Raw genomic sequence first — 12,560 nt, 5'->3', positions numbered from 1 at the left:
CAAGGTCGGAAGGATTCAGATCAGCTCCAAATGGAGCTGTAACAGATAGAACCCCGGGCATGCCCGGGGGAGTCTATGTTGATACCAGGAACGTCTTCGCCGCTCTGGCATTAATTACCTAATCTGCCTCGCCTTCACTGCGCCGGTTGGCCGACGCTGACTCGCCAGCGTCACGCTGTCGCTCAGAGGAGATCATGTCTTCCGGCTGTGTTACCGGCATTGCAAAGTAGTTATCGCGCTGATACACCCGCAAATCAAACAGCGGCATCATAGCCAGAATATGGTCGAAAATATCTGCCTGTACTTTTTCGTATTTGACCCATTCTTTATCAGTACAAAAGCAATAGACTTCCAGCGGCAATCCGAGTTCGTTCGGCGGTAACTGACGCACCATCATCGTCAGCGACTGATTCACTTTTGGGTGTTTGTTCAGATAGGCTTCGAGATAGGCTCTGAACGTGCCGATATTGGTGAGTTTGCGCTTATTAAGAAGATCAGACTCATCGATGGAATAATCGCGATGGTAAGCACGCAGTTCATTGACCTTGGCGTCAACGTATTCTGAGATGTAACGAATTTTTGAGAAGCGCTCCAGCATTTCCTGACTGCACAGCCTGATGGAATTTATATCAACGTAGATAGCACGCTTGATGCGCCGTCCGCCGGACTCCTGCATGCCGCGCCAGTTTTTCACTGCTTCATTGGTGAGACTGTAGGAAGGCAACGTTGAGATGGTTTTATCCCAGTTTTGCACTTTGACGTTTGTCAGCCCTATTTCCATGATTTCGCCGTCAACATCGTACTTTGGCATGGTGATCCAGTCACCGGTGGTAAACATGCGGTTTGCCGCAATCTGAATACCCGACACGAATCCCATAATGGTATCGCGGAAAATCAGCAGCAGCACAGCTGCGAGCGCGGTGAGCCCCGATACAATAATGAGCGGACTACGATTAATAATAAGCGAAATGCTTAACAGCAGCACCAGGATAGCAAAGGCAAGTTTGGCGACCTGAATAAATCCGGTAATAGAGGCACGCCGTGACATTGACGACTGGTTATATACATCTTCCAGGGTATTAAGCAGGGCAAACATTGCCAGCAGCGCGGAAAACAACATATAAAGCTGAGAGGTTTTAATCAGCAAACCCTGCAAAACGTTTTCATCGTTTATCAGCACAGGCGTGACCAGGAAAATCCATAGTGCAGGTATCAGGTGCATCAGGCGTTTAAAGAAGCCGTGGTCCAACAGCGAGTTGTCCCATTGCGTTTTCGACTTTCTTACCCACAGCGCTATCTGCGCACGCAGCAGCACCCGGGCCGCCAGCCAGATCACGAGCGCGACAGTGATAATAAAACCCAGCGCCAGCGCGTTATAAAGAGGATCTTCTGTGGTCAGGCCCGGGAAAATATCTTTCACAGTATGGATAAAAGTATCTCTTATTGATGACGCTACTTTCACTAATTAGTGCCCCAGTATTTGAGAAATTCGATTGTCTTTCATGGCCCACAATGTATTCAGCCATCCCTGAAAACGTGTACGAAAATCCTGAGGATCTGCAGGAATATCACTGGCTGGCTCAGGAACTTCTAACACGTTTACATCAATAATGATTTTGGTCATTTGTCCGCATAGCATAGACATCATCGGATGCTTTGCGTTCTCCGGGTATAGCAAAGACACATCCAGAACGTTAGTAAACAAGTCTCCCATTGCCGTTAAGGTAAAGGCTACACCGCCAGCTTTGGGTGGCAACAGATTTTGATACTGACTTGATTTAAGCGCATGTTTTTTCTGCGTGTAACGTGTACCTTCAACGAAGTTAATGACCGTAGTTGGCGTAGATTTGAACTTCTGGCAATACGCTTTCGTGGTTTCAATATCTTTGCCTTTCTTTTCGGGATGCTTTGCCAGATAGGCTTTGCTGTATCTGCGCATAAAAGGCATATCCAGTGCCCAGGCGCCAAGTCCGACGAAAGGTAGCCAAATCAGCTCTTGTTTAAGAAAAAATTTGGGCGCGGGGATTCGCTTGGCGGCAAATTCAATCAGCAGGATAATGTCGAGGTAGCTCAGATGATTGGCAACAATTAAATACCAGTTTTCTTTGCTAAGTTCACCATGGATACGGTAGTCCATATCTACGTTATTGAAAAACCGGATAAAGCCAACACTCATTTTCCCAAAGCAAAACATCATGCCGTGCATCATTGTCATAAGAGCACGATGAAATGCGGCGGAAGGAATGAGAAGCTTCACCAGTCCAAGCAGAATGATAAGGCCACCCCATAGCGCCAGGTTCGCAATTTGTAGTGTGATATGCAGAATAAATATTATTGGTATTAGTACAACTTTCATAATGGTGACTGCGTTGAATTCATGGATTCCAGTAATTGGTCTTTGTGTTCCCAGCGCGCATTAAGCCACTGCTGAAAGCGAATGCGTTGGTCTGGATTGTCGAAGTAATCCGTGCTGAAAAAACCGTCCTGCACAATATCTTTGATAGGCGTGACTGATATATTTACGCGGATGTCTTTTACCTTACCGCTTACGAAGTCCCAGAACGAAGGGACGCCAGCGGGATAGTCAATGGTCACGTCGATAAGTTTATGCAGTTGGTTTCCCATTGCGGTGAGCACAAAGGCAACACCACCGGCTCTCGGCTTCAATAAGTGCGTAAACGGCGAATTCTGGCGGTCATGCTTAACCTGAGTAAAACGGGTGCCCTCAACAAAATTCATAATACTTACCGGCTTGTGCTTGAACTTTTCACAGGCGGCACGGGTAGTCTCCATATCTTTGCCTTTCAGATGCGGGTTTTTCGCCAGGAAAGATTTGGTGTAACGACGCATGAAGGGAAAGTCCAGCGCCCACCAGGCCAGCCCGAGAACAGGTACCCAGATAAGCTCTTTTTTCAAAAAGAACTTTAGAAACGGAATTCTGCGGTTGAAAACCCGCTGTAAAACCAGAATATCTACCCAGGACTGGTGATTGGCGATAATCAGATACCAGTCTTTAGGAGACAGCTCAGACAGTCCCTGAACGTGCCAGGTCGTGCCACTGGTTAATCGCTGATTTAGATTGTTGACGCTTATCCACGCAGTGGCACACGCATCGAGCAAATACGAGATGAACTTGCGCCAGGGTTTAAGCGGGATCAGTTTAAATATGGACAAAATAAAGATTAGTGTTGCCCAGAAAACCGTATTAAAGAAATAAACAAGAACGGACAGTATGCCAACAAAAAGGTGGCCCAAACTTCTCAACATGTTATCGCTTACCTTGAAAATTTGTGCGTTAGTGTAAACGAACTTGATCCAAAAGCCGATAGACCCTTTACTGAACGCATTACGCGAAAGCCGGGAGAACAATGATGGAAGGACAAACGATAACCTGCAATGCCGCAGTCGCATGGGGTGCAGGTGAACCTTTAAAAATTGAAAAAGTCGATGTAGCACCGCCTAAAGCCGGTGAAGTCAGAATTAAAGTGATTGCCAGTGGGGTATGCCATACCGATGCGTTTACTTTATCAGGAGAAGATCCTGAGGGGATTTTTCCCAGCATACTGGGCCATGAGGGCGGCGGTATCGTTGAGTCGGTAGGCGAAGGCGTCACCAGTGTCAGTGTTGGCGATCACGTTATTCCGCTGTATACCCCTGAATGTGGTGAATGCAAATTCTGTAAGTCGGGGAAAACCAATCTGTGTGGAAAAATCCGTGAAACCCAGGGCAAGGGGCTCATGCCTGATGGCACTACCCGATTCAGCAAAGATGGTGAACCCATTTATCACTACATGGGAACGTCCACATTTTCTGAATACACGGTGCTTCCCGAAATCTCCCTGGCCAAAGTGAACCCTGATGCGCCACTGGAGGAAGTCTGCCTGCTTGGGTGTGGCGTGACCACCGGTATGGGCGCGGTACTGAATACGGCAAAGGTTGAAGAAGGCGATACGGTAGCCGTATTTGGCCTTGGCGGTATTGGCTTATCTGCGATTATCGGTGCGGTCATGGCAAAAGCCGGACGCATCATTGCGATAGATATCAATCCGGATAAATTTGAGCTGGCGAAGCAGTTGGGTGCCACGGATGTGGTTAACCCTAAAGACTATGACAAGCCTATTCAGGAAGTCATTGTCGAGATGACAGACGGTGGTGTGGATTATTCCTTTGAATGTATTGGCAATGTCAATGTCATGCGCAGCGCACTGGAATGTTGTCATAAAGGCTGGGGCGAGTCAGTGATTATCGGTGTTGCCGGTGCCGGACAGGAAATTTCTACCCGACCGTTCCAGCTTGTGACCGGACGCGTATGGCGTGGTACCGCCTTTGGTGGCGTTAAAGGCCGCTCAGAGTTACCAGGCATTGTTGAACAGTATCTCAATGGTGACATTCCACTGAAAACGTTTATCACGCACAAAATGCCGCTGGGCGACATCAATGAGGCGTTTGAGCTGATGCATGAAGGGAAAAGCATTCGAAGCGTAGTGTTGTTTGATGAGGCCGATGCATAATGGAACTGATTAGCGAAAACAGAGCGTTTGGGGGCAGACATTGCCGTTATACGCACCAGTCTGCGGTGAATAACTGCAAAATGACCTTCGCGGTGTATATGCCGCCATTTGCTACTGAAGAGAATCCGGTGCCTGTGCTTTACTGGCTGTCCGGACTCACGTGTACTGATGAGAACTTCATGCAAAAAGCCGGCGCAATGAAGATGGCCGCTGAACTGGGTATGGCGATTGTTGCACCGGATACCAGCCCACGTGGTGATGACGTTGCCGATGATGCAGAAGGGGCCTATGACATGGGATTGGGAGCTGGCTTTTACGTGAACGCCACGCAGGCGCCATGGAAAGCCAACTATCAGATGTACGATTACATCACTCAGGAACTGCCCGACCTGATTGAAGCGAATTTACCGGTAACCCGTGAACGCGCTATTAGTGGCCATTCAATGGGAGGTCACGGCGCGCTGGTCATCGGGCTTCGAAATCCTGAGCGTTATGTTTCGGTATCGGCGTTTAGCCCCATTGCCAATCCTACCAATTGCCCGTGGGGTCACAAAGCGCTGGGTGGCTATTTAGGTGACGATCAATCTGCATGGCAGCAATATGATGCGTCGGTGCTACTGGCAGAAAAAACCCATTACGTGCCGTTGCTGGTGGAGCAGGGGCGGGCAGATCAGTTTCTGACTGAGCAGCTGAAACCTGAAGCCTTACTCAATGCTGCCCAGAAGACAGATACCCAGCTGACACTGAATATGCATGAAGGCTACGATCACAGTTACTTCTTCATCGCTTCGTTTATTGATGAACATCTGCAGTTTCATGCTGGCCATCTGGGCTTGATATAACCGGACCGGCCATCTGGGCTGATATCACCGGACACTATGCCACCGTCAGTCGTACGGTGGCATATTTTTTTAGTGCCCTGTATTCACTGCACCCGCGTTTCACATTGAATTTATCTTTGTTGTCATCAACATGACAAAACATTAAGTAGGGTTTTGTGGATGCTGCCTGCACACTGTGGATATCGGTAATTTATGAAATCAAAAAGGCGCAACTATGTTTGGTCTGTTTAACTCTGATCCCACCAAGAAAACGCGTAAGCAGTATGACGCTTTGCTGGTAAAAGCGATGCATGCGCAGCGCAATGGCGATATTAAAACCTATTCCACTCTTACTGCAGAAGCTGAGGCATTGTGGGAGAAGATAGAAGGCGCGCAACGTAATAAAAAGTAAAAGAGCCGCTTGAGGCATTGGTAAAATAACAGTTTACGATATATGTCTCGCTTCCATTTGCGCTGCACCCCAGAATAACGCGGACTATCTTTACCTAACAAGACAACTGCCCCATAGAGTCGCGCTGATATTCCCTTTCGGCTCACAACGCTTTACTAAATAATTTACCGTAAGAGCGGGTTAATGCGCGTTATTTTCGTGCTTTTGTGCACGACTCATTAAGTAAAGGCCTCCGGCGAGTGCAAGAATAGAGGCTGCGAGATAAATCGCATCAAGTGGCGTTTGAAACCGGATATCCACAACAGCACGAAAAAACTCAATGATTACCGCAAGGATCACCACGCGAGCAATCTTGTCTTTCAACTGGTCAAAAGACGCTACGTTAAAAGGGTGCGCTGGCGTGTGTTGTTCAGCTTCGTCGATAGGAGAAACGAAAAGCCGGTATATCCCTGTGCCGAAAATCAGCAACACCACGGCAATGAGATAAATATCGACAGCCATAATGATGCCGGGTACGACCGAATCATGAATATCATCACCACTGCCCAGGAAGTAATATTTCACAGCGGAAATCACTACGTTAAAAATATCCGCAGTGCCAATCATGAACAGTACAAAGGCTCCAAGCAAACTGGGTATAACCGCAACAAGTACCAGCAGCCGACTGGCCCAAAGAAAACGCTCGAAAGGCTTCTCGTATTTGAAGGCGGGCTGATTGTTATTTTCTTGCGACATCGGACTGAGCACCTGATTCTGATTTATAGTCTCTTATATTTTGCCCATGTTACAGAAGATGACCACTGCAGGTCGAATGATATGTTGTTATTGCTCACCTTCCGCATGTGCGACGGCTAGATACACGAGCCGCCCGGGAATTCTTTTACTGCGCTGGCTTAATGCACGTCCTGCTCGTGGAGGTATTAAACGTGCCGGATATCGTATGCAAGTGATACTGATGAACCGGTAATGCTCATCCACCCCGCAGAAAATCAATGACCGGCTCGATCGTTTGCTGAGGGGCTTCTTCGTGAGGTACATGGCCCAGCGACGCAAAAATAATCAACTCACTGTCAGCAAGTTCACGATGAAAACGATGGGCAAATTTTACCGGGATTAGTTTGTCTTTCGCGCCCCATAAAATTAATACCGGAATGTCGATATCAGGTATGTCGCTTGCGAGCGGTCCAGGCTGGGTTTGTACAAAACGCTGCGCCAAAGCCGCACGGTTTCCTTCTCGCTGGGTCAGCTCGTAATAACGCTGAATAGTGTCCTCTGTGACTGATTCCGGGTTACCGTAAACATTTTTAACGCTTCGCTCGACCAGCCATTTGGGCAAAAAGTTGTGCAATAGCGTTTTTGCCACTTTGCTTTGCGATACCTTAAATGCCAGGGGAACCGATTCTGCTTCGTAGGGGTAGCCGCTGGCGTCTATGAGTACCAGTTTTGAGACCCGTTCTTTGTGCAATACTGCCGTTGCCCAGGCAATATAGCCGCCCAGTGAGTTACCTGCGAGTGTGGCACGTTCGACGTTACGCGCATCAAGCACTTTTATTACCACGTCAACGTAGCGCTCAATGGTATAGTTATTTTCCGGCTCCGGACCCGTTAAGCCGAACGCGGGCAGATCAAAGCTTATGACTCTGTAGTGCTCACTCAGGGGGGGAACCCATCCATCCCAGGTATGCAGTGACGCCCCCGTGCCGTGAATAAGCACAATGGTCTGTTCTGCATTTGTCGGACCTTCATCCCGGATATGCACCTGCATACCATCGATATCAATAAAGGTAGAGGGAGGTTGCGCCCAGCGTGTCGTTAATTCAGAAACCGGTTTGTCATCAACCTTCTGCGATTGGACATACACAAACAGCGCAACAACGACCAGTAGTAATACCGATCCAATAACTTTTAACAACGTCAACATAGTCACTGTTTTCCAAGCACAGTCGCTGTTCTAGCGACTGCTTTGTTTAGTATGTTGATCCTAATCTCCGCAAGATATCAGATATTGAATTTGGAATATCCCTCGATATGTTTGCTGGTAGCCTGCACACACGTGGGGTCCTGCTCAGATGATCGAATTCTGCAGATTTCATACTCTCCAGGCTGGTTGCTGATTTCCAGCCATTCATCTTCTGACATGTCTTCAGATTTAACACCATTAATTGCCGTGATAAGGTCTCCGGCTTTGAAGTCCAAACTGGCGGTGGCCATTTCTGGCATCACGTACCGGACTACAAACTCGCCTGAAATTATCTTTCTGAGCTCTAACCCTAACAGATTGTATTGACTTCTGAACTGCACATCTTCGTACTGGCTCAGGAAGAGTGTATTCTGCTTATAATCTAATACACTGATGTATTGATTGAGGGCTGCGCTACCGATTATCCACAAGTCGTCCGGATCTTCCGTTTCTATCAGGTTGGTTTTGATGTTTTCAAGGTATAGCTGACCTATTTTAATACCGGGTAGCGTGACGCGTTGATGAACCGCTTTTCCACTAAGGCCAAAATCCGCTCCTACTACCGAAGGCAAATCAAGCACAATAGATTCTTCATCAAGGAAGGTTTGGCTGAGCTTGAAAAAATGACGGCTTCCGGTATCGATTAGCACATCGCGATTGATGATGTGCCCTTGTCCTAAATCTATTTCTACGGGGATCGATAACTTACTCATCGACACGTTGAAATCGACCGCAGTGTCACTGATTCCTGGTTGGTAGGCAGATTGGCTGATTTCGATATGATTTTGTTTTTTATCAAAGCGCCACACAAAGTGCTTCAACACATCGTGCCCGAGTACTCCATCAATGACTACCTCATCCGGCCTCGCGAAATAGGGGGATTTAGCGACCGGGAGGTAAGCCATGCTTACATCGGAAAAGCTTACTCCGGAAAGACCGAGTTGATTAACTTTTACCTGATAAGCAGTTGAATCTTCCTCATCTCCCCAACCTGTGGCGATAAGATCAAACCCCTTATCCAGATTCAGCTTCGCGACGTTTGGACTGTCCATCAAATACGTAATTGATGCACCGCTGTCGATAAGAAACAGAAACCCTTCTTGATCATTTATCTCGACATAAACGTGAGGTTTGTTACTGATGTAACGAGCTGACAGAACGATGTCATTTTTTTTATCAGGCCACTGAGCGGCTAAATGGTCATTCGCAAAACGCATACGTATTTGATTAACCACACTGCACCCGGTGACAGCAAATAGCACCAGGATAGATAACAGTAATTTTTTCCGCATGTCAGCACTCGTTTTTTTTTGGTTTTAGTTGCTAAAACGTAGCAAAAATGTAATGCAGAAATATGTGGTTATGTATTTGAAGTGTAAAGAAGTGTGATTACCGGTGGAAGCTGGCTTACGTAAAAAAACATGGCCTGGTAAGCGAAAGCTCTCTGACACTATCGGTAAGGCCGGGCTTCCTGAAAACGTACTCTATCCTTCACACTGTCTGTCAGAGTCTGTTGGTAACGTTCGTCAGTTGACAACATGACGACGTTTTGGATCTAAGAACAATTCGGTGTAATGAATCATCACTTACGGCACGCATCCTTTTTCTTATGTCTGATACTCCGGATTTTTTTTCTTTCTGAATACCAATGCGCAAATTCAACCCTGAAGTGCACCACTCGCTAAATCAAGGTAGGCGTATAATTTTCCAAATACCGAGGTCGGCTGCATAAACTCCATTTGCTTTTCTGGTCTGGCATGTCAGTTTTGTTTGCGCACCTAAAATGAATTGGGGCTAGACTAATTAAGAAAACGGCGTAAAATCCGCGCGCGCTCAACTTTATTGATTAAAAAATGGTCATTGGCTTTTATCAGCAACAAGAGAAACGATTGTTAAAAATGTCGTTTTATGTCGCTGGGCTTTTTGTGTTTGTTGCCTTAGGTTTTGCATTCATAACCTCTTCGGCTGCGATCTTATTTGATGGTGTTTACTCACTGATAGCCTTTTTTATGGCGCTACTGACTCTCAAGGTTGCAAACCTTGTGCAACTGCCGGATGACGACCGGTTTCACTTCGGTTACACCGCCATTGAGCCAACCCTGAACTTATTTAAATCATTAATCATTGTATCGACATGCCTGTATGCAGTGATTAGTTCTGTACAAAGCCTGTTTTCCGGAGGGAACGTGTCGGATTATGGCTTTGCAATAGTGTACGGCATCGTTGCGACTATAGGATGTTTTGCCGCGACATTTTATTTGCGCATCAACAGCAAAGCACTTCGCTCCGATTTAGTGGCGGTCGACGCACATACCTGGTTTGTTGATGGTGTATTAAGTGCCTCTATCCTTGTCGGCTTCGCGCTCGCTTATGGTTTACAGCAGAGTGAGTTTGCGCATTTCGCCCCTTATGTCGATCCGCTATTGTTAATTGTGCTTGGTATCGCGATGCTGCCCATCCCTTTTAAAATAATGCTGGAAAGCTTAAATGAAGTTATCAACAAAGCCCCGCCAGAAGCGGTATCGGCCATAATAGAAAAACGGCTTAAAAAAACCTTGGTTGATGTGCCTTATGAGCATGTGGAAGTCAGGATCAGCAAAGTCGGCCGAGACAAGTACCTACTTGTTCATATCATCGTGGATGAGTCGTTTTCGGTGGCCACCATTTCTGAGTTAGACGATATTCGCAAGAAATGTGAAAGTGAAATGAAAGAGTGGGATCCGTCCATTATCATGGATATTCTGTTTATTCGCGATCCCGAATTAGCTGAGTAGACAGTAAGGTTTTAGCTTGGGGAAGAGGCGAACAGGTCTTGGCTATACCGTCTATGGTCGCACCTTCCCAGGTTGCTAGCGTATTCACACGTGCTTAATGTTGCTATTCCCGGATAGCTTATTCGTAACCAAACGTCAGGCTGGAAAAATAGGTCACAAATTCGTCTCCGGTTTTGTCATCCGCAGGCGTTCCCCATATCGTATTTAACATCCACTTGCCGGATTGAGTTAGGGGGAATTCCGCTATGCCGTTTTCATCGGTTTTTGTGGCTTGACGGTTATGTGTTTCACTATCCAGACGTGTTAGATCTATACTGGCACCAGACAGTGCATGTCCCATAAATAGCACCTTAACGCGCAGCTTTTCATTTTCCAAAGCTTGGTAGGGGTGATCAACAGGAACAATTTCTAATGAATGCCCCACTGGCATCAGGGCATTTTCAGTCGTCGTGTCGCCGACTTGAATAATGGCTTTGGCTCTTCTGGAATAGCGTTCTACGCCCTCCTTATCAGCATTGTTAAGTGCATTGCGGTTCGCAATAATCGCCGTCAACCCTTCTTCCTCTGCATAGTCATTAAACTTCTCTGCGCTCAGGCGACTGATACTCTCTGTACTTTCAAAACTGACAAGGTGAGTACCTTCACTGGAGACGTTGAGCTTTACTAACCCCGGTGTGACTGCAGTTCGGGAAATAATCTGACTGGATACATCTTGTTTTTTGTCGCCGGCATGATGAAAGAGCGATACAACCCGAAAAGGCTGCAGATCCCAGTTTTCACTGTCGTAATGGTGTCCCACTTTAAATGCCACAGTCAGGGCTGTTTGTTGAGAAGCGTTGAATGTATTTGGTTGAAGCCAGAAGTCGTGGGCATTTACCGACGATGAAAATGCGCTTATCAACAGCGATATACCAAGGATATGTTTTTTCATGGATTGCCTTATTGTTCGTTATCTTAAACCGGGAAGATGGATAGCTTCGGCAAATGCGTAGCTAAAACGGGGTAGAACCCTATTATATCTATGCTGCTCTTAACCTTGCCCTTTTCATCAAATATTGTCCACAGTGGGAATTCATCGATAACGAAGCGAAAAGCTGGCTTGTCTTCTGCTATCGAAAAAACAGAGTAAAAAGAAAGGGCTATGGAATTGGGATTGTACGAAGCGCCTGGAGAAAACAACACCAGATGAAATCTCTGATCATTTCATGACCTTTGGCACATTCTTAAGCCTGGCATTGTCGATATGATGGTTTCATATGATTAGTGAGTATTGAAGCCATGACTGAATTAAGCCCGTCCCAAACGAAGTCTGTATCCACCGGTTCACTGTTGCTGGTCTTATTTTTGATTTACGAGCTACCAGTAAGGCTTTTGTTGCAACCCGATCCCTGGTTGCTGGAGCCCGGGCACTGGTATTTCTCTCAGCCTCTGCGACTGATTACAGAGTATGCTCTGCTGATATCCATGCTGCTGATAACGTTCAGATTCGTCCCATCTTTACTTAAAGTCCCCAGACACTGCTATCCACACCTGGTTATCGGAATGCTGATTTGTATCCCGCTATTTGCAGTGCTTGAATGGCGACAGCTAAATGCCAGACTCGATGCCCCCGTTTATTTGTTTTTGATGTGGTTGCTGAGTGGTTTTGCTATTGGAATGGGGCAGGAGCTGCTATACCGAGGCTGGTTGTTCACGAGCTTGCGAGCGCGCATGTCATCTGGCTGGGCAAGTGCCGTCACGACACTGATATTTGTGCTGGCACCATTGCACTCCGTGCGCTTGTGGGACTATAGCTTGCAAGGAGAATTTACCATAGTGCTGATACTGATTAGCATTTATATAGGCGTTAGTTATGCCTTTCAGTGGCTGAGAGATGTCAGCCAGAGCGCACTGTTACCAGGACTTGTGCATGGTGCAGGTAATGCCATAACCTGGGCCGCGGTTTTTACTACGGTGTAGTACAGGTTTTCAACTGAGGGATTTCATTTCTATCCTGACTTACGGTGTATTGCTGGGCTATGGGATTTATGTATGACAGCCTGCAATACGGCAGGCGATGTAGAGCCTAAAATGAAATGCGTG

At 46.8% G+C, this 12,560-nt stretch carries 12 protein-coding genes; 5 read left to right on the top strand and 7 right to left on the bottom strand.

What is annotated here, in order from left to right:
• Positions 1–118 precede the first annotated feature (118 nt).
• The 3 genes from JKP77_RS19645 to JKP77_RS19635 are packed head-to-tail and all read right to left on the bottom strand — an operon-like array spanning position 119 to position 3,267.
• A complete protein-coding gene (locus JKP77_RS19645) occupies positions 119–1,462 on the bottom strand; it encodes a mechanosensitive ion channel family protein (protein WP_218312875.1) in 1,344 nt (447 codons plus the stop codon).
• Between the two features lie 3 nt (positions 1,463–1,465).
• Positions 1,466–2,359: an acyltransferase gene (locus JKP77_RS19640; RefSeq protein ID WP_218312878.1), complete on the bottom strand. Its 894-nt coding sequence runs from the start codon at positions 2,357–2,359 to the stop codon at positions 1,466–1,468.
• Positions 2,353–3,267, bottom strand: a complete 915-nt coding sequence (locus JKP77_RS19635; protein WP_218312874.1) for an acyltransferase — start codon at positions 3,265–3,267, stop codon at positions 2,353–2,355. Before JKP77_RS19635 ends, JKP77_RS19640 begins: the two co-directional genes overlap by 7 nt.
• 101 nt (positions 3,268–3,368) lie before the next feature.
• On the opposite strand from JKP77_RS19635, the gene JKP77_RS19630 reads away from it, so the two are divergent.
• From JKP77_RS19630 to JKP77_RS19620, 3 genes are all read left to right on the top strand, one after another.
• Complete coding sequence (locus JKP77_RS19630) at positions 3,369–4,511, top strand: S-(hydroxymethyl)glutathione dehydrogenase/class III alcohol dehydrogenase (protein WP_420840080.1); 1,143 nt, start codon at positions 3,369–3,371, stop codon at positions 4,509–4,511.
• A complete protein-coding gene (gene fghA, locus JKP77_RS19625) occupies positions 4,511–5,353 on the top strand; it encodes an S-formylglutathione hydrolase (protein ID WP_218312873.1) in 843 nt (280 codons plus the stop codon). Before JKP77_RS19630 ends, fghA begins: the two co-directional genes overlap by 1 nt.
• Before the next feature lie 214 nt (positions 5,354–5,567).
• Positions 5,568–5,744, top strand: a complete 177-nt coding sequence (locus tag JKP77_RS19620) for a DUF6435 family protein (RefSeq protein ID WP_218312872.1) — start codon at positions 5,568–5,570, stop codon at positions 5,742–5,744.
• A 180-nt stretch (positions 5,745–5,924) separates the two neighbouring features.
• Here the strand turns inward: JKP77_RS19620 and JKP77_RS19615 are convergent, their stop codons facing one another.
• The 3 genes from JKP77_RS19615 to JKP77_RS19605 form a co-directional block, all read right to left on the bottom strand.
• The gene (locus JKP77_RS19615; protein ID WP_218312871.1) at positions 5,925–6,479 is read right to left on the bottom strand and encodes a YqhA family protein; all 555 of its coding nucleotides are present in this window, start codon (positions 6,477–6,479) and stop codon (positions 5,925–5,927) included.
• 235 nt (positions 6,480–6,714) lie between these two features.
• Entirely contained in the window at positions 6,715–7,665 is a 951-nt protein-coding gene (locus JKP77_RS19610; protein WP_218312870.1) for an alpha/beta fold hydrolase, read from the bottom strand.
• 77 nt (positions 7,666–7,742) lie between these two features.
• Positions 7,743–8,996 (bottom strand): aspartyl protease family protein, encoded by a 1,254-nt coding sequence (locus JKP77_RS19605; protein WP_218312869.1) that lies wholly within the window; start codon positions 8,994–8,996, stop codon positions 7,743–7,745.
• A gap of 561 nt (positions 8,997–9,557) precedes the next feature.
• On the opposite strand from JKP77_RS19605, the gene JKP77_RS19600 reads away from it, so the two are divergent.
• The gene (locus JKP77_RS19600) at positions 9,558–10,478 is read left to right on the top strand and encodes a cation diffusion facilitator family transporter (RefSeq protein WP_218312868.1); all 921 of its coding nucleotides are present in this window, start codon (positions 9,558–9,560) and stop codon (positions 10,476–10,478) included.
• Between the two features lie 118 nt (positions 10,479–10,596).
• Here JKP77_RS19600 and JKP77_RS19595 read toward each other — a convergent pair whose 3' ends face one another.
• Positions 10,597–11,409 (bottom strand): DUF4198 domain-containing protein, encoded by an 813-nt coding sequence (locus tag JKP77_RS19595; protein ID WP_218312867.1) that lies wholly within the window; start codon positions 11,407–11,409, stop codon positions 10,597–10,599.
• A 347-nt stretch (positions 11,410–11,756) separates the two neighbouring features.
• Between JKP77_RS19595 and JKP77_RS19590 the strand changes: the two genes are divergently transcribed.
• Positions 11,757–12,437, top strand: coding sequence for a CPBP family intramembrane glutamic endopeptidase (locus tag JKP77_RS19590; protein WP_218312866.1), 681 nt, complete (start codon positions 11,757–11,759; stop codon positions 12,435–12,437).
• The last annotated feature ends 123 nt before the right edge of the window (positions 12,438–12,560 follow it).

The sequence above is a fragment of the Alteromonas antoniana genome (assembly GCF_019249295.1).
GTDB lineage: Bacteria > Pseudomonadota > Gammaproteobacteria > Enterobacterales > Alteromonadaceae > Alteromonas > Alteromonas antoniana.
Note: the sequence above shows the minus strand (reverse complement) of the source record. Positions and strands in the feature narration are given on the sequence as shown.

Excerpts from the sequence above, each read along its gene's own strand:
- JKP77_RS19630 (WP_420840080.1), top strand. The coding sequence starts at position 3,369 with ATGATGGAAGGACAAACGATAACCTGCAATGCCGCAGTCGCATGGGGT.
- JKP77_RS19615 (WP_218312871.1), bottom strand. The coding sequence starts at position 6,479 with ATGTCGCAAGAAAATAACAATCAGCCCGCCTTCAAATACGAGAAGCCT.
- JKP77_RS19620 (WP_218312872.1), top strand. The coding sequence starts at position 5,568 with ATGTTTGGTCTGTTTAACTCTGATCCCACCAAGAAAACGCGTAAGCAG.
- JKP77_RS19605 (WP_218312869.1), bottom strand. The coding sequence starts at position 8,996 with ATGCGGAAAAAATTACTGTTATCTATCCTGGTGCTATTTGCTGTCACC.
- JKP77_RS19610 (WP_218312870.1), bottom strand. The coding sequence starts at position 7,665 with ATGTTGACGTTGTTAAAAGTTATTGGATCGGTATTACTACTGGTCGTT.
- JKP77_RS19595 (WP_218312867.1), bottom strand. The coding sequence starts at position 11,409 with ATGAAAAAACATATCCTTGGTATATCGCTGTTGATAAGCGCATTTTCA.
- JKP77_RS19600 (WP_218312868.1), top strand. The coding sequence starts at position 9,558 with ATGGTCATTGGCTTTTATCAGCAACAAGAGAAACGATTGTTAAAAATG.
- fghA (WP_218312873.1), top strand. The coding sequence starts at position 4,511 with ATGGAACTGATTAGCGAAAACAGAGCGTTTGGGGGCAGACATTGCCGT.
- JKP77_RS19635 (WP_218312874.1), bottom strand. The coding sequence starts at position 3,267 with ATGTTGAGAAGTTTGGGCCACCTTTTTGTTGGCATACTGTCCGTTCTT.
- JKP77_RS19590 (WP_218312866.1), top strand. The coding sequence starts at position 11,757 with ATGACTGAATTAAGCCCGTCCCAAACGAAGTCTGTATCCACCGGTTCA.